15 protein-coding genes are annotated in these 17,036 nt (G+C 66.0%); 11 read left to right on the top strand and 4 right to left on the bottom strand.

Annotated features, from left to right (window positions below; all coding sequences use genetic code 11):
• Nucleotides 1-48: 48 nt before the first annotated feature.
• The 9 genes from KF907_RS01350 to KF907_RS01310 all read left to right on the top strand — a co-directional run bounded on the left by KF907_RS01350 (nucleotide 49) and on the right by KF907_RS01310 (nucleotide 11,332).
• A complete protein-coding gene (locus tag KF907_RS01350; protein WP_291217385.1) occupies nucleotides 49-492 on the top strand; it encodes a hypothetical protein in 444 nt (147 codons plus the stop codon).
• A gap of 371 nt (nucleotides 493-863) precedes the next feature.
• On the top strand, nucleotides 864-2,498 hold the full coding sequence (locus KF907_RS01345) for a hypothetical protein (protein WP_291217383.1): 1,635 nt from the start codon (nucleotides 864-866) through the stop codon (nucleotides 2,496-2,498).
• Between the two features lie 264 nt (nucleotides 2,499-2,762).
• Nucleotides 2,763-3,947, top strand: a complete 1,185-nt coding sequence (locus KF907_RS01340; RefSeq protein ID WP_291217381.1) for a hypothetical protein — start codon at nucleotides 2,763-2,765, stop codon at nucleotides 3,945-3,947.
• Nucleotides 3,948-4,442: 495 nt separating this feature from the next.
• On the top strand, nucleotides 4,443-5,393 hold the full coding sequence (locus KF907_RS01335) for a peptidylprolyl isomerase (RefSeq protein ID WP_291217379.1): 951 nt from the start codon (nucleotides 4,443-4,445) through the stop codon (nucleotides 5,391-5,393).
• A 307-nt stretch (nucleotides 5,394-5,700) separates the two neighbouring features.
• Nucleotides 5,701-6,471, top strand: coding sequence for an ABC transporter permease (locus KF907_RS01330; protein WP_291217377.1), 771 nt, complete (start codon nucleotides 5,701-5,703; stop codon nucleotides 6,469-6,471).
• On the top strand, nucleotides 6,468-7,661 hold the full coding sequence (locus KF907_RS01325) for an ABC transporter ATP-binding protein (RefSeq protein ID WP_291217375.1): 1,194 nt from the start codon (nucleotides 6,468-6,470) through the stop codon (nucleotides 7,659-7,661). The genes KF907_RS01330 and KF907_RS01325 overlap by 4 nt, the downstream gene beginning before the upstream one ends.
• The gene (locus KF907_RS01320) at nucleotides 7,658-8,545 is read left to right on the top strand and encodes a class I SAM-dependent methyltransferase (RefSeq protein ID WP_291217372.1); all 888 of its coding nucleotides are present in this window, start codon (nucleotides 7,658-7,660) and stop codon (nucleotides 8,543-8,545) included. The genes KF907_RS01325 and KF907_RS01320 overlap by 4 nt, the downstream gene beginning before the upstream one ends.
• Before the next feature lie 19 nt (nucleotides 8,546-8,564).
• Nucleotides 8,565-10,427, top strand: coding sequence for a hypothetical protein (locus tag KF907_RS01315; RefSeq protein ID WP_291217370.1), 1,863 nt, complete (start codon nucleotides 8,565-8,567; stop codon nucleotides 10,425-10,427).
• A 14-nt stretch (nucleotides 10,428-10,441) separates the two neighbouring features.
• Nucleotides 10,442-11,332 carry a glycosyltransferase family 2 protein gene (locus KF907_RS01310; RefSeq protein WP_291217368.1) on the top strand — a complete coding sequence of 297 codons (891 nt, stop codon included), beginning with the start codon at nucleotides 10,442-10,444 and terminating at the stop codon, nucleotides 11,330-11,332.
• A gap of 79 nt (nucleotides 11,333-11,411) precedes the next feature.
• Here the strand turns inward: KF907_RS01310 and KF907_RS01305 are convergent, their stop codons facing one another.
• The 4 genes from KF907_RS01305 to KF907_RS01290 form a co-directional block, all read right to left on the bottom strand.
• Nucleotides 11,412-11,750, bottom strand: coding sequence for a DMT family protein (locus KF907_RS01305; protein ID WP_291217366.1), 339 nt, complete (start codon nucleotides 11,748-11,750; stop codon nucleotides 11,412-11,414).
• 125 nt (nucleotides 11,751-11,875) lie between these two features.
• On the bottom strand, nucleotides 11,876-12,202 hold the full coding sequence (locus tag KF907_RS01300; protein ID WP_291217364.1) for a PilZ domain-containing protein: 327 nt from the start codon (nucleotides 12,200-12,202) through the stop codon (nucleotides 11,876-11,878).
• Between the two features lie 57 nt (nucleotides 12,203-12,259).
• Nucleotides 12,260-14,743: an ABC transporter permease gene (locus KF907_RS01295; protein WP_291217362.1), complete on the bottom strand. Its 2,484-nt coding sequence runs from the start codon at nucleotides 14,741-14,743 to the stop codon at nucleotides 12,260-12,262.
• Nucleotides 14,740-15,429 carry an ABC transporter ATP-binding protein gene (locus tag KF907_RS01290; protein ID WP_291217359.1) on the bottom strand — a complete coding sequence of 230 codons (690 nt, stop codon included), beginning with the start codon at nucleotides 15,427-15,429 and terminating at the stop codon, nucleotides 14,740-14,742. Before KF907_RS01290 ends, KF907_RS01295 begins: the two co-directional genes overlap by 4 nt.
• Here KF907_RS01290 and KF907_RS01285 point away from each other — a divergent pair.
• Together KF907_RS01285 and KF907_RS01280 are read left to right on the top strand one after the other, a co-directional pair.
• A complete protein-coding gene (locus tag KF907_RS01285; protein ID WP_291217357.1) occupies nucleotides 15,428-16,042 on the top strand; it encodes an arylesterase in 615 nt (204 codons plus the stop codon). The two genes, KF907_RS01290 and KF907_RS01285, sit on opposite strands and share 2 nt — an antisense overlap.
• A 34-nt stretch (nucleotides 16,043-16,076) precedes the next feature.
• On the top strand, nucleotides 16,077-17,030 hold the full coding sequence (locus KF907_RS01280; RefSeq protein ID WP_291217355.1) for an isoaspartyl peptidase/L-asparaginase family protein: 954 nt from the start codon (nucleotides 16,077-16,079) through the stop codon (nucleotides 17,028-17,030).
• Nucleotides 17,031-17,036 lie beyond the last annotated feature (6 nt).

Raw genomic sequence — 17,036 nt, 5'->3', positions numbered from 1 at the left:
GGCGTGCGTCGACGCACGCGCCACATCACTGATCGAAGGAGTAGAAACATGTCATCGCCGTTGCTGCGTCCGATTTTGCTGGCCCTGCTGGCAGCCGCTTTGTCCGCCTGCGCCTCCACCGGAGGCAAGGTCAAGGCCAAGGGGGTTTCCCCGGAAGATCGCGCGCTGGAGCGCTGGAACCTGCTGATCGAGCGCAAGGCCGAACTGGCCTACGATTACATGAGCCCGGGCAAGCGAGCGATCGAGAAGCGCGAAGACTACGCAAGCGCCATGAACAACCGGCCGGTTCGCTGGAAGAAGGTCATGCTGCACAGCAAGACCTGTGCGAAGGAAGATACCTGCACGATCATCCTGCAGGTTGACGTTGAAGTGCCGATGATGGGAGGAACCGGGATGGCAACCTCGCTCGGCTTCCCCGAGGAAACATGGATTCGCGGCGCCGATGGCATCTGGTACTACCTCGGGCCCACGCCCAGGCAGGCCGGGCAGTAGGCGGCACTTTCCCCGCGATTCGGTCCGTCCGTGCGTTGAGGCGGGCGGACCGAGGGATTCATGGGGGGCTGGACTCCCCACCCGCGGCGCCGAGATCGGGATTCCGGGCGCGCCCCTTGAATCACACCCCCTCAAAAGGTGTAGAGTCGCGCGAATCGGCGGGCTGGGGGCCGGGAGCGGATTTCCGGGACATCCGGGCGGGTATTTCGCCTTGTGTCCGTGGGGATTGCACCGTTCCGAGCCTTGCCGTACGATTGCAGCGCTGTTGCCTAACCTTGCCCTATACAAGGCGCAATATCGCTGCGGAGTGGGGTTAGCCGTAAAGCAAGAACCGTAAGCAAAGCCCTGTGGTCAAAATTAGGAGTGTTGCAATGAAAAGAAACAGCTTGACGACCGCCGTCGTCGCCGGTATCGCCGGCACGGTTGGCATCGCTAATCTGGCTACCGCAGCCACGCTGAACCCGGATGGCCTGGGTCAGGTGCTGATCTACCCGTACTACACCGCCAACAAGCCGAACAACCCGACGGTCACCAATGACCTCACCACGCTTCTCTCGGTGGTCAACACGACCAACCGGGGCAAGGCGATCAAGGTTCGCTTCCTCGAAGGCCGCAACAGCCGCGAAGTGCGCGACTTCAACCTGTACCTGTCGCCGTATGACGTGTGGACGGCCACGGTGTTCCGTGCTCCGGGCGAGCAGGAAGCCAGCCTCGTGACTTCCGACACCTCGTGCACGGTGCCGCGCATCCGTACGGCTACCGGTGCGGGGCCGTCGCCGAATCCGATCGGTGAACTGCCTGACGGCCGCAAGTTCGTCCGCTTCACCAATTCGCTGTTCGTGAACGACACCGCCGCCTACAACGCCGACGGCCGCAGCCTCGCCAACACGCGTGAAGGCCACTTCGAGCTGATCGAAATGGGCGTCGTCGGCAACGTCGCTGGTTCCAACGGCGGCGCGGCGCGCAACTCGATCGCCGCGATCACCCACGTCGCCGGCGTGCCGGCGAACTGCAACCAGGTTGTCAATGCCTGGGCGCAGTATCCGACGCCGGGCTACTGGTACACGGACGACACCGTCGACATCCTGCCCGCGTCGGGCGGCCTGTTCGGCAGCACCGCCATCGTCGACGTCGACAACGGCACCATGCTGGCGTACTCGCCGGAGGCCGTCGACGGCTTCTACGCTGCGGATGGCTCGCTGCACACGAACCCGGGTGATACCCGTCCGTCGCTCAACGACGTGGGCTGGCCTGCCATTACCGCCACGGCCTACGTGTTCCGTAATGGCCAGGTCGTTCAGGCCACGTACGGCAACCCGTGGATCAATGCGGTCAGCGCCCTGTTCGCGCACGACGCGATCTTCAACGAGTACGTGCTCGGTGGCGCAGCTGCCGCCACGACCGACTGGGCGATCACGTTCCCGACCAAGGGCTTCTACGTTGACCGTCCGTACCGCCTTGGCGTCGGCGGCACGGCGCGTCCGCCGTTCGTCGAAGTCTTCACGGCGGCCAACGGTTCGCGCGTTCGCGTCGACCTGAGCCCGTTTGACCGCGAGGAAGGCCGCCCGGGCCAGTGTACCGGTGCGGATGCCGGCAACCCGGCCTGCGACCTCTGCTTCTCGCCTTGCGAAGACCCGGAACAGATTCTCCCGGTGCTCCGTTACGAGACGCAGGTCATCTCGTTCCAGCTCACGGCTGACTTCACTGCTCCGGGTGGCCGCATTTCGCCGGTGCTTGGGTCGGCGCTCGCCGAGAACGTCGATACGCGTGCCGACGGCCTCCGCTCCGGTTGGATGCGCATCGGTCTGAATCCGGCCGATCAGCCGCATGCCATGGTGGCTTCGACCGAAGGCGTCACGTTCTACGGTCTGCCGGTGACAGGCTTCGCCGCGACGAACTACGTCAACAACAACGTGGCTGGCAAGCTTGCCAACTACGGCGGCCTGTGGCGTCACAAGGGCTCGCGTTCGTGCACGTCGACCGGAAACGCGCCGGGCTGCTCGTAATACGCAGTTGCTGTCTGTTCAGTTTCAGGGAAAAGCCCCGCCTCGGCGGGGCTTTTCTTTTGCGGGATCGAAGACTAATGTACGCACCGGTATCTCTGGCTTTCTGGAATTCGTGTGATCAGATTCTTACTGAAGGGCATGGGCACGGCCGCTCTGCTGGCCGTGACTTCGAGTGTGGTTCTCGCTCAGTCGCAACCTTTCCCGGTCTGCCTCAAACGCACCGGTTCGAATGATTGCGAGAGCAATGACACCACGGCTACCCACATGGGCATCGATCCGGCTTCGGGTCGCGTCACCCTGCAGGGTGTCGAGGGACTGGGCAGTGGCCTGCCCGGCGGCGCATCGGGGCTTGGCAACATATCCTGGTCCATCACGCCACCGAACCCTGCAACGAGTGGCGACAACGTCACCGTCATTGTGCAGAACATTCCGGCTGGAGCGTCCTGCGAGATGCGGCCCATCACGACGCAGAGTGGCAGCGGCAGCGCCGGCGGGGACGGCTGGACTGCCGGAACTCAGCTTCCCCTGAACGGCGCCGGTACGGCATCGTTGCCGCGGAACCTCGCATTGAGTGCGTCGACCGCTGGATGGGAATTGAAACTCAACGTGCAGTGTTCAATTGCCACCAATGACGGTTATTTCGTGTATGGACCCGTCATGTCCAGCCCGTCGATTACCGTACCGCCATCGCAGATCATCGTCACGGGCGATTGCCCCTACGTCGATGGCAATGGCGACATGGTTCCGCCGGGCCATGATGGTCTGACCATGGCCAGTCGACAGACGTCGATCAACGTCTTGCAGAACGGCTATCAGGGCAACGGCAACAAGGATGCGTCGCTGTACACCAACCTCTTCGGTGTGCATGTGGGCGGTGTCACAATCGGCGGTCGACCGGTGGGGACGCCAGGAGACCTGGCGCAAGGTTATGGCTATCCCGGAACGTACGGAAACAACTTCGTTTGGCGGATAGACACCGGCAAGTTCGTCGCGCTCAAATTCCGCGCACCGTCTACGCCGGATTGGAAGGGCGTTGCCTCAACGGTGAGAACCTACAGTCCAACCACGAACTCGACGCCGGTATCGTGGGCAATCGCGCCCTGTCCGGGTCAGTTCCGCAGCGTCCAGCCAGGTGTCAATGGCGTTCCTCTCGGTGCGCCGGCGATCGATCTGCCGCCCGCGTGCGTCGACTCCTTTGGCGGCACCAAGGGTTCCGGAGTCATGACAATCGTCAGTGACCCGAATGATCCGTATCCGATAGCCTTGGGCAAATGCCCACTGACCATGGGCAAGACCTATTACATCAACATCATGGCCGTCGACCCGGAGCCGATCGGGAATCTCAATCCAGCAACCCCTGTAGGCAGTAACCAGTGGTGGTGTCTGACTCAGTCCTGCACGGTGAACAGCGGACGTCTGCCGCTGACTCTGGATCCGGTGTATCACTGACACGATACCCGGTGATGCAGCGGACCTGCTGCGACCGTCGTTGTGCAGGTCCGCTGTCCGCCGTGGCAGCGTGAGAGTTGGAACCGTACCGCCTGATTCTGCCTGCGTCGTGCAGCGCAGGGGGATCGGCTCCGTCGGGTACGGGTGGGCTTGCCTCTGCTGCCCGCCCGATACCTCGAGCCGGTGGCACAGCATCAGGCGGTTTGGATCGCCTCCCGATCGTGTCGCCGCCCAGGGTGGACCTGCGTCGGATTCGCCCACTCACATGCGCCAGCAGCGGAACAACCACATGGGCGTTCGTTGCCACGTGCGAGAAGTGCGTCGTCGACTCGGTTTTTCGTCTGGGCGTGGCGTTCATTGAGGGCGCGGCCGGACGAGTGGAACCGTGCTTGCGCGGCCACTTGGCCGGATCGGCCTCGCTCCATGGAACCAAACGATGCCCAGCGGGTCCATCGAGACCTTGTTATCCGACTAACTGCCAGGAGCAAGTCGCAAATGATCCCTACCAGGAACTTCCCACTAGCCCGACGCATCGCGGTCGCTGCCGGCGTGTTCGCCATCACCACGGCCGTGCACGCTGACGAACGTCTCGCGGGCGACACCGTCGTGGCCTCGCGTGGTGGAGTGTCGGTGACGCTTGCTGACGTGGATGCATCGCTGTTGCGTCTCCCGCCCGGCCAGCGTGCCGATCTGATGAACAGTCCGGTACGCATCGAGGAAAAAATCAGCGAGCTGCTGTTGACGCGTCAGTTGGCCGCCGAGGCTGCTCGCGCCGGGCTCGACAAGGATCCGCTCGTCCAGCATGCGATCGAACTGTCCAAGGAGAGCGTGCTCGGGACCCAGGCGATGCTCGACTATCGTGCGAAGCTCGACCTCGGCGACGTGGCGATCCTCGCCAAGGAAATGTTCGACGCGAATCCTGCGGCCTACGCGATCCCCGAGGACGTCGTCGTGCAACATCTTCTCGTCGATTCACAGAAGCGTGGCGACAGCGAGGCGCGGGCACTGGCAACGAGTCTGCTCGAGCGAGCGAAAAAGGGAGAGGACTTCGAAGCGCTGGTGCTGGAGTATTCAGACGATCCGGGCAAGGCGAGCAACAAGGGTGTCTACTCCGGCGCGAGTTCCGCGCGAATGGATCCAGATTTCGCCGCGGCCAGCGGCAAGTTGCGCGAAACGGGCGAATTCGCCCCGCTGACCAAGTCGCAGTTCGGCTATCACGTCATCAGGCTCGTCGAACGTCATGAGCCGAAGCCGCGAAGCTGGGACGAGGTCAGCGCAGGCGTCACCGAGGACTTGCGCAAGCGCCTGACCGACGCGCGCGTCAAGGACTACGTCGACAACCTGCGCGGCAAGGACATCGACGCAAATCCAGATGCGGTGGCTTCGCTGCGCACGCGCTATCTGCCAGCCCCCGAAGCGCCATCCAAAAAGGCCGGCGAGCGCTGACGATGACCTGATCGGTCGCCGGCCCGGCCGGAACCGGCTCCCGCGAGGTGTTGATTTCGTGGGAGCGCCGGCGGCACGAATCGGCAGGTCCGAACCACGTTGGGCAAGGGGCTTCGTTCGCGAATCCGTCGGCGTACGATGCTGACGAGCAGGAGTCCACCGAAGTCCGTGCCTCGCCCGCCACCACCAGGCGGGCGAACTGCCGGCAAGCGTTGGTTGAGGCCTGCGGCTGGCCACCGAGAACGGAGTGAGCGCCGCGACGTGACCCTCCGGTACAATCAGCGGTTCCCCTTTCCCGGTCCGGTGAATGAATTCCGCGAGGCTTGCCCGGCATTTCGTCGCCCGCGAACTGCGCGAACGCTATCGCGGCAGTTTCACCGGCTTCGGTTGGGCCCTGCTGCAACCGCTGCTGCAACTGGCGATCTACGCCTTCATCTTCGTGCAGGTCTTCAAGGCGCGCGTGCCGGGGGCCGATGCCCCTGGCTACGTGCCATTCCTGGTCGTCGCGCTCTGGCCATGGGTTGCGTTTTCCGACGCGCTCGTGCGTTCGACAGTGGCTATCCAGGACAACGCGGCCCTGATCGGCAAGGTCGCATTGCCGCGTGAAGTGTTGGTGTTGGCGCCATGCGCGGCAAGCTTCGTATTGCACATGGGGGGATTCATCGCGATTGTCCTCGCCCTGGCCGTGACCGGAACGCCAATCGATCTGGCATATCTTCCTGCGGCCGTGCTGTTGTACATACCACTGTTTCTGCTCGCCCTCGGCTTCGCCTTTGCCCTCGCCGCCCTGCAAGTGTTCGTGCGTGATCTGGTGCAGATTCTCAGCCAGTTGCTGATGTTGTTGATGTTCGCGGCGCCAGTGTTCTACGCGCGCGAGAGCCTCCCACAACGCTGGCAAGGCTGGCTCGATGCGAATCCGTTCACGTTCTACGCTGAGGCCTTCCGCAGCCTGCTGCTCGGCTATGGCGAAATTGGCCTGCGTCCGCTGGCGGCTGCCTGCCTCGTCGCCGCAGTCGTTCTTCTCGCCGGTCGCGCGCTGTTCCGTCGCCTCGATCCGCATTTCGAGGATTTCCTGTGAGCGATGTACTCGTAAGCGCACAGGGGCTCGGCAAGACCTACCCGCGTTCGCACCGCTCATCGGATCGCCTGCGCGCACTCGCACGATTGCTACTGAATCGCGTCGATCACGACGCGCACCGCGTGCTGCACGACATCTCGCTGGAGATCCGGCGCGGCGAGTCGGTCGGCATCATCGGCGAGAACGGCGCAGGCAAATCGACCTTGCTCAAGCTGATCACCGGTGTGCTGACGCCGACCACGGGTAGCGTCGCGGTACACGGCAGCATCGGCGCCCTGCTCGAACTGGGTGCAGGCTTCAATCCCGAGTACACGGGGCGCGAAAACGTCGCCATGGCGGCAGCGCTGCGTGGCCTGTCGGGGCGCGCCCTGTCCGAACGCATGCCGTCGATCATCGAGTTCGCCGACATCGGCGACTACATCGATGAGCCGGTCAAGCACTATTCCTCGGGCATGGTCGTGCGGCTCGGCTTTGCCGTAGTCGCAGCGTTGCGTCCGGACCTCCTGATCACTGACGAAGTCCTCGCGGTCGGTGATGAATCATTCCAGCGAAAATGCGTGCGCTGGATGGAAGACTACCTCGAAGGCGGGGGCACATTGCTGCTGGTCTCGCACAGCATGTACCACGTGCAGAAGCTGTGCCGGCGCGCGCTGTGGTTGCGTGACGGAGCGGTGGCCGCTTTTGGCGACGTGTTCGACGTCACCCAGGCCTATCTGGCCTGGCACGAGGCGCGTTCGGTGCAGCGCGAGTCCATGGCCGATCGTGCGGGTATCGAGTTGAGCGTGGGTCAGCTGGCCTTGAACGGCATTCAAGGCGAGTCGGCGCCGGTGCTCGACTTCGGTGCGTCGTTGCACGTGCAGGCTACCATCGAATCGCGCGACGGGCGCGTGCCCGTGGTTCTCGTCGGTGTCGTGCGTGCTGACGGCACGCCGGTCTACGGGGTAAGCACCGAGATGGAGCGGCGTGTCGCCATCGCCGATGCTGATGGGCGCTATTGCGCCGACATCCAATTCGACACATTGCCGCTGCTGCCCGGGAGCTACTCAATCCGAGTGCACGCGCTTGATCCAGAAGGTGTGCGTTTGTTCGACACGCGCGAGCGCGGCTTCGTCGTGCGTGGCGAGTCGCGCGAGTTTGGTCTTGTCCGCCTACCTCATCGCTGGGGCGGTGTCCGCGAGATCGAGCCATGAGCGAGTCGACCAAGCCAATGGCCTTCACCGGTGAGCGCTTCACTCCCGAATGCGTGCGCGAGATCTGGTATGAGCACTGGCACCGCTATGCATTTGCGTTGCCACTCGTGTCTGGTCGGCGCGTGCTCGACGCGGCCTGCGGAGAAGGCTACGGCTCGGCACTGCTGGCCAGGCATGCCGCTTCGGTGGTTGGCGTCGATATCTCACCACAGGCCATCGAGCATGCGCGTTTGCGCTATGGCGGAGCATCGAATTTGCGCTTCGACACCGGCGATGCCGCCGCACTCGAGTTCCAAGATGCTTCGTTCGATATCGTCGTCTCGTTCGAGACGCTTGAGCACCTCGAGGCACAGCAGGCGCTGGTCGCCGGTTTCGCCCGCGTGCTCGCCGACGATGGTTTGCTGCTCATCTCTTCGCCGGACAAGCGCAGCTACAGCGATCATGCCGGGTTCCGCAACGAGTTCCATGTGCGTGAGCTGTATCGCGAGGAATTGCTGGAGCTGCTTTCCCCACACTTCCCGCATGTGCGTCTGTACGCGCAGAAGCTGCTGTTCCAGTCGATCCTATGGCGGCTTGACGGCGAGATGGCACCCTCCGCCGTGGCCACCGCCGCGGCCGATGGCGCCGAGGTCGCGACCACACTCGACTATGTACCGTTGTACTACGTCGCCGCCTGTTCGCGCCGGCCACTACCGGTCGACCTTCCCGGGTTGTCGTTGTTCGGCGACCGCGAAGAATCGGTCTATGCCCATTACAATGGCGAAGTCCGCAAGAACATGAGCGCTGGTGCGCGCATCGCCGAACTTGAAGCCGAACTCGAAGCTGCGCGCCGCGCGCCGATCGTCGCGCAGGCACCTTGGTGGCGCCGTTGGCTCGGACGTTGAGTCCCCTCGAAGAATCCGCATGAATAGCACAGCCGATTTCCAGATCAACTACGGCAGCATGAACCTGTCGACGCCAGCGCCACGGCCCGCGCCTGACGCGCCGCGCTATGCCGCGGTCGATGCGCTCGTAGCGCCATTGTCGGGCGACGAGTTCGCCTTCATCACCAAAGAGGGTGGTGAGCGCCATGTGCTAAGCCATCATGTGTTGCAATCGCTCGACCAATGCCGCGAGTTCCGCACGCTCGACGAGCACGTTGCGCGCGTGGTCTCGGTGGTGCCCGGTCTCAATCAGCCCGAGCGTATCCGCAAGGGATTGGAGAGCCTTGCGCAGAATCACCTGCTGGTGTCCGACAGCGAGTTCATCGGCAGCCTCGCGCGTGGCGCCGAACCCGAACAGCGCGAGCTGCATGCCATATACATTCGAGCCTGCGACCGTCCAGAGCAGTTGCAGGCACTGCTTGCCTCGCTGGCCGACTACGAGCGTCGTTTCCGTGCGGCACGCCACGTCGTGCTCCTCGACGACTCGCTGGAGCCGGGCAACCGCGATCGCAACCGTGACTTGCTGCGCGAGTTTGCGCGTGCGGTCGGCAACCCGGTCAGCTACGTCGGTGCCGCCGAGCGCGGGCGCTTGCGCGAACGCCTGCTCAAGCTGGCGCCGGATGCGCAGGCCAGCGTCGACTGGCTGCTCGAACGTGGTCCGCGCACACGTCGCAGTGGCGGTGGGCGCTCGTGGAATCTCGCCCTGTTGCTATCCGCAGGACGCCATTTCGCGATGCTCGACGAGGACTTCCGTCTGCCGCTGCGCCGTCATCCCGAGGCGTTGACCGGCATCGATCCGAATCCGGCTCAGGCCGCCTCGGCGCGCTTCTTCCGTCGCGTCGAGGATGCGCTCGTCGCTGGCGAGGAGGACGCCGGTGATCCGTTCGAAGCGCATCTTGCCGTCTGCGGGGAACGCCTCGGGGCGATCCTTGCCCAGTCGGCCTACCGGCTCGAGCGCGAGAGTCTGCGTGGGATGAACCTCGGCCGCCTCGAACACCTGCGCGGTGATGCGCGCGTGTTGTATTCGCTCAACGGCACCGCTGGCGCATCGGGGACCGAGAGCGCACTCTGGCTGTACCAGCTCGATGCCGACAGCCGCAACGAGTTCTGGGCCGACCGCGACGCCTATCTGCGCAACATCGAGGCACGTAGCATCTGGTACGGTTGGTTGCGTGCGAAGCCGTCGACGCAGGCGTACTTCACCCCGTTCGTATTCGACAACCGCAATCTGCTGCCGTGCACGAATCCGGACGGACGCGGCGAAGACAGTCTGGCCAGCGCAGCAACCCAATTCGTGCACCCAGGCTCATTGGTCATGCACCTGACCAGCGTCATCGGCCACGTACAGGAGGGAGCGCGCAAGCGTTCCGACGTGACGATGGCCGCGCACACCCCGCGCTTCAACCATTTCCTGCGCGACTACGTGGTCAACCAGACCGGCGGTTTCAAGTCGAACGATCCGGCACGGCGACTCGTTCTGCTCGGCGAAATCGTCGGCGATCTTGCTGCAGCCGATGCGCGCACGCTCGAGGCTACCTTGGATGAATACCTGAGCTTCGTGCGCGCCGATGTCGTCGAGCGCCTGCAGAACCAGTTCGAGTCGAATCCCGATGCACCGGTCTACTGGCACGCCGACGTGCGCACGATCGTGCAGAACAACGGTACCGCCTTGCTCAAGCGTTCGGCGCCACGTCTCGGTGACTGGCCGGTCGATGCCGATGGGGCCGCCTGTGCCGAACTCGCCCGCGCCGAACTGGCCGACGTGGCCCAGGCCTGGCGCGACTGGCCGCGTCTGTGGAGTGTGGCCCGCGAGCAGGGCGACCGCCTGCTCAGCGGCCTTTGATCCGGGCAGCCGGCATGTCGGTGGCGGCGCCAGGATTGTGCAGCGTCGTTGTCGTCAGCGCCGACAGTGGGCCGTTGGTGCGCGAATGTGTGGGGCGGGTGCTTGCTTCCAGCGTGCCGGTCGAGGTCGTACTGGTCGACAATGCCTCAACCGACGGCGAACCCGAGGCGGCGCTCGCCGCGCATGCGGGTGATGCGCGCCTGCGCATCCTGCATCAGGCACGCAACCTCGGCTTTGGTGCGGCCTGCAACCGGGGTGCCGCGCTGGCCCGAGGTGATGCACTGCTGTTCCTCAATCCCGATTGCCTGATCGAAGCCGATACGATCGAACGCCTGCATGCCGTCGCCGCTGGCCATGCGCAGGCTGGACTCGTCGGCGTGCGTGTCGAGGATGCCCTGGGCCGGCCCGAGCGTGCCGTGCGCCGCCGCGAGCCGACCCTGCGTCGGGCGCTGATGACCATGAGCGGGCTGGCCCGTTTCGAGGCCCGCTGCCCCGCACTGGCCGGCGTCGCAGTACCAGCCGCGTCGATGACCGATGGCATTGAAGTCGTCGAAGCGGTGTCCGGCGCATGCATGTACCTGCCGCGCGCCGCCTTCGCTGAGGTCGGCGGCTTCGACGAAGCGTATTTCCTGCATGCCGAAGATCTCGACCTGTGTCGGCGTCTGCGCGATGCAGGCCACCAGGTGCTGTTCGCCGGCGCGATCCGCGTGCGCCACGAGCAAGGCAGCTCGAGTCGGCATCGTGCCGGCTTTGTCGCCCGCCACAAGCGGCGCAGCCTGTGGCGCTACTTCAATCGTTTCGATCCGGCCGCGCGCAATCCGCTGCTGCGCGTGGTCGTGCGCGTCGGGCTCGCCCTGCATCATCTTGCCGGCATCCTGTGGCGCGCTTTGCGCCGTGTACGGTAGGAGCTCCTCCAGGGGCGATGCCTTTATGAGGTGCGTCGAAGAGCATGGCCCCTGAAGGGGCTCCTGCACGGCCCGGTGTTCAATCCATGAAGATGAAGAACGCCGCCGCGACCATCAGGCCGAAGCCGACGAGGTGGTTCCAGCGGATCTCCACACCCAGCCAGAGCACCGAGAAGCCGATGAAGACGACAAGGGTGATGATTTCCTGCATCGTCTTGAGCTGGGCCGCGTTGTAGACCGTGTAGCCGAGGCGGTTGGCAGGCACTTGCAGGCAGTATTCGAAGAACGCGATCCCCCAACTCGCGATGACGACCAGCCATAAAGGGTGGTGCGGATACTTGAGGTGGCCGTACCAAGCAAAGGTCATGAACACGTTGGCCAGCGTGAGCAGCACGATCGGGGCGAGATAGGCCCACATGCGCGGATCTCCTGGAAGGTACTTGCCATGGAATCTCGGATCGAATACTTGCGCGACTGAAGTCATCCCAAGGCTTTGGTTTCGCGGGGGCGGCTTCGGCCGCGAGCGAGTCGGTCGGAGCAACCCTACGGCTGGTCACCGTTGCTGAAGCGCGATTCGTAGAGCAGGGCCTGTACCGTCTCGTCGTTGCCCGGCAGGAACTCGAAGCCGAGGTCGTCGTCGCCTTCGCGCACGCAGCGTGCATCGATGCCGATGACGGTCTCCTGGTCGAAGATGAACCACAGGCGACAGTCGCGCACATGGTCGTTGCGCCAGGTGCCAGGGCGGCCAAGTCGGGCACCGCCGCGCGAGAGATCGCGCACTTCGCTCAGCCAGCCTTCGTCGCCGCAGGCGATCAGGGTGGCCGAGTAAACCGGTAGACGCGGATGGCGGCGTTTTTCATCGGCGGACATGCCTGCACCATAGCGAGCACCTGCCGGCGACGGCAAGCGGCGCGGGCGTGAGCGGCGTCACGTCCCGCGCCGCAGGATCAGCATCGGTGGCGTACGCGCGATGCGGCGCGTGGCGGCGAGACCGGCCAGCATGACCAGCACGGCCGAGGCCACGGCGATGCCGAGCAGCGGCCAGGCCGGTGGCCAGTAGTCGGGCATGCGGAACACGCTGCGGGCGAGCGCGATACCGGTTCCGGCCGCACCGACCGCGGCGACCAGGCCGGCGAGCAAGCCGAGCGCGGCGAATTCGCCGAGCACGGCGGCATCGAGCTGGCCGCGATGCGCACCGAGCGTGCGCAACAGGGCGATCTCGACACGGCGCTCGTCGGCGGTCGCGGCCAGCGCGGCGATCAGCACGAGCACGCCGGCGGCGAGGCTGAAGCCGAGTACCCAGGTTGCTGCCGCCGATACGCGCTCGATGATGTCGCGCACGCGGTCGAGGATCGATTGGATATCGACCAGCGAGATGTTCGGCAACTCGCGCGACAGCGCGGCAAGGCCGTCCGTACCGGGCGGCACGTGGAAGCTCGCGATCAGGCTGTGCGGCAGCTCGCCGGCATGCGCCGGGTCGAGCACCATGAAGAAGTTGACGCGGAACGAATCCCAGTCGACCTCGCGCACGCTGGTCACGACTGCGGTGATCTCGGCGGCGCCAAAGCGCAGCGTCATGGTGTCGCCGAGCTTGAGGCGGAACAGTTCGAACCAGCCCTGGTCGACCGAGAGCTGTGGTCCCGGCGGCGTGGCGCCGTGCCAGTCTCCGGCGACGATACGGTTCGCGGCCGGCAGGTCCGCGGCCCACGACGCGCGGACCTCGCCCTCGATCCAGTTGCCGGCACGGCGCTCCTCGCGATAGTTCGACGCATCCGGCACTTCGCCATTGATGGCAACGAGCTTGCCGGCAGCGAGCGGGGCCATGCTGATGTTGCTGGCCCCGAGGGCGGCGAGCCGCTGGGTGAAGGTTTCACGCTGGTCAGGCTGCACGTTGAGCACGAAGTAGTTCGGCGTGTCGGCGGGAAGGTCGGCACGCCAGCGGTCGAGCAGCGAGGGTCCGATCACGGCGAGCAGATCGACCGCGCTCAGGCTCAGCGCGAGTGCACCGACCTGCAGCAGGGTCAGGCCACGCCGGCGCACCAGGTTGGCCAGACCGAACCGCAGGGCGCCGGGCAGGCCACGTCCGGCCGTGCGCAGGATGCGCAGCAGCAGGAGGGTGACGACGATGGTGGCACTGGCCACGCCGGCCAGGCCGGCGGCAAGCGTGCCGGCGAGACGCATCGATCCGCTCTCGACCAGGATCAGCAGGCCAGCGACGACGAAGGGCAGCAGGTACAGGGCGTCGAAGCGGCGCACGCGGGTCTCGAGATCTTGGCGGAACACGCGCATCGGCTCCACGTCGCGCAGGCGCAGCAGTGGCGGCAGGGCAAAGCCGAACAGCACGGCAAGGCCGATCGCGAAGGCCGAGGTGGCAGGCCCGAACGACAAGGATGGCACTGCGCCTGGCAGCAGATTGTGGGTGAAGGCGAAAGCCGCTTCCTGCAAGCCGAGACCAAGCGCGGCGCCGACGAGGCAGGCCGGCACGGCGAGCAAGCCGAGTTGCAGGCACAGGGCGGTGACAATCTCGCCGCGGCTGGCACCTAGGCAGCGCAACAGGGCTACGTCCTCGGTCTTGCGCCGGGCGAAGCGCTGCGCGGCAAGGGCGACGGCGATGCCGGAGAGCAGGGCGGCGAGCAGGGCGGCCAGGCGCAGGAAGCTCTCGCCACGCTCGAAAGCCGTGCGCAGGTTCTGTTGCGCGTCCTCGATCGTCGACAGGCGCGCATCGGCCGGCAGGTTGGCACGTGCCCATTCGGCAAAGCGCGTGATCGCGGCCTCAGGTCCCGCCACGAGCAGGCGTCGGCTGGCGCGGCTTCCGGCGCCGAGCAGGCCGGCGGCTTCGGCATCACCGAGATTCATCAGCACGGTCGGCGCGAACTGGAAGACCGAACCCCCCGGCGCGCTGACGATCTCACCGGCGATGACGAGGTCACGACCACCGAATTGCAAGGTCTCGCCGACCTTGCGCTCGAGCGCGACCAGCACGGCGCGGTCGGCATAAGCCTCGCCGCTGGCCGGGCCACGGACGCTGACGATCCTGCCGTCGGCATCGCGCACGTTCAGTACGCCGCGCAGCGGGAAGTTCTCGTCGACCGCGCGTGCTTCGGTGAACTGGCTGCGTTCAGCGGCGAAGACCACGCTGGAGAACTCGGCGACGCGGTTGCTGGCAAGGCCGAGGGCATGCGCCTGTTCGACGAAGGCGACAGGCAGGTCGCTGCGTCGCGCACTGACGCCGAGATCGCCGCCCAGCAGCTCGGCCGCCGAAGCGAGGATCGCGCGCTCGACCCGGTTCGCCAACGTGCCAACCGCGGCCAGCGCGGCGACCGCAAGCAAGAGCGCTGCGGCGAGCGTGGCAAGTTCGCCGTGACGGAACTCGCGGCGAAGGCTGCGTGCGGCGAAGGTGAGTGGCTTCATGCATCGCCTCCGACGACGCGGCCGTCGCGCAGGCGCAGCGTGCGTGCACAGCGCGTGGCGAGGCTGGTGTCGTGGGTGACGAGGACCAGGGTCGTGGCGTGCTCGCGGTTCAGCGCGAACAGCAGATCGGTGACCGCCACGCCGGTGCGCTGGTCCAGGTTGCCGGTCGGTTCGTCGGCGAACAGAAGTTCAGGCCCGTGCACGAAGGCGCGGGCGAGGGCGACGCGCTGCTGTTCCCCGCCGGAAAGCTGGCGCGGATAGTGATGCAGGCGCTGGCCGAGGCCGACGTCGGCGAGCGCCTTCGCGGCGCGGTCGCGTGCGTCGTCACGCCCTTCGAGCTCGAGCGGCAGCATGACGTTCTCCTCCGCCGTCAGCGCCGGCAAGAGATGGAACGACTGGAACACGAAACCGACCAGGCGCCGGCGCAGGCGTGCACGCGCTTCCTCGTCGAGCGTGCCGAGCGATTGCCCAGCCATCCGCACTTCGCCCGTGCTCGGGCTGTCGAGACCGGCGAGCAGGCCCAGAAGGGTGGTTTTGCCGGAACCGGAGGCGCCGACGATGGCGAGACTGGCGCCGCGCTCGACGGCGAGGTCGACGCCATCGAGGATGACAAGGCGGCCATCGGGGCCGTCGACGGCTTTGCTAAGCTTGCGCGCCTCGAGAACGGTAGCGGATTGGGCAGTCATGCGGCGCGGTTTCCTGTGGTTGGTCCTGTTGATTGCGTGGCCGCCGGTGGCATTGGCCACGGGTGGCCCGGTGCTCGTGCTGGGCGATTCGTTGTCGGCCGCCTACGGCATCCGCAGCGACGACGGCTGGGTGAACCTGCTGCGCAAGCGCCTGGCCGAGGCCGCGCCCGCGCGCGAGGTCGTCAATGCCTCGATCAGCGGCGAGACCACGGCGGGTGGGCTCGCGCGCCTGCCGAAGCTCCTCGCCGAGCACGAGCCGGCGGTACTCGTCGTCGAACTCGGTGCCAACGATGCCCTGCGCGGCCTGCCGATCGCGGCGCCGCGCGAGAACCTTGCCCGCATCATCACTCTCGGCAATGATGCCGGCGCGCGCGTGCTGCTGCTCGGCATCGAGATTCCGGTCAACTACGGGCCGCAGTACCGCGATGCCCTGCGTGCCATGTATCGTGACTTGGCACGTGATTTCAACCTGCCATTGGTCCCGTTCCTGCTCGATGGCGTCGCCCTCGACCCGGAACTCATGCAGGCCGACGGCCTGCATCCGACCGCCGCCGCACAGCCGACATTGCTCGACAACGTCTGGCCCGCGCTCGAGGCCGCGCTGCGCAAGTGAGGGTGGCCACGGTGTGCCAACGAACGGATCCACCATGACCACGAACGCCCAGTCCCGTCCGCCCCTCCTGCTCGTGCACGGTGGTGCCGGCGTCATCCGCGCCACGCTGACCCCGGCGATCGAAGCCGAAGTGAAGGCCGATCTCACGCGTGCCCTGCAGGCCGGCCACGCCATCCTCGCCGCTGGTGGCGGCGCCCTCGACGCGGTCGAGGCGGCGGTCGTCGTGCTCGAGGATTCGCCGCACTTCAACGCCGGGCATGGCGCGGTGTTCACCCACGAGGGCATCAACGAGCTTGATGCCTCGGTCATGGACGGACCCACGCGCCGAGCCGGTGCGGTGGCCGGGGTGCGCCACGTGCGCAATCCTGTCGCGCTTGCGCGCGCGGTGATGGAGCGTTCCGACCATGTGCTGCTGATCGGCGAGGGTGCCGAGGCGTTCGCGCACCATGTCGGCGCCGCCTGCGTCGATCCGGCGTACTTCCGCACCGAAACGCGCTGGCAGCAGTTGCAGGAGGCGATCGCGAAGGAGCATGCGGGCGAACAGTCCGAGCAGGGGCGCGCGATCCACTACGGAACGGTCGGTGCGGTCGCGCTCGATGCGCAGGGTCATCTCGCCGCGGCGACCTCGACCGGCGGCATGACCAACAAACGCTGGGGACGCGTCGGCGATTCGCCGCTGATCGGCGCCGGCACCTGGGCCGATGACCGCGTCGCCGTCTCGGCGACTGGCTGGGGCGAATACTTCATCCGCGCCGCCGTCGCCCACGACATCGCCGCACGCATCGCCTACGCAGGCAGCACGTTGGCTCAAGCGGCCGCGGCGGTCATCGACCACGAGATCCCGCGTCTCGGCGGCGACGGCGGCATCATCGCGATCGACGCCGCCGGACACTTCAGCCTCGCCTTCAACACCGATGGCATGTATCGAGGCTGGATCGGTGCCGACGGCATCGCCCATGCGGCGATCCTTGCCGGAGATGTGGGCTGAGGCGCT

The sequence above is a fragment of the Dokdonella sp. genome, assembly GCF_019634775.1.
Taxonomy (GTDB): domain Bacteria; phylum Pseudomonadota; class Gammaproteobacteria; order Xanthomonadales; family Rhodanobacteraceae; genus Dokdonella.
Note: the sequence above shows the minus strand (reverse complement) of the source record. Positions and strands in the feature narration are given on the sequence as shown.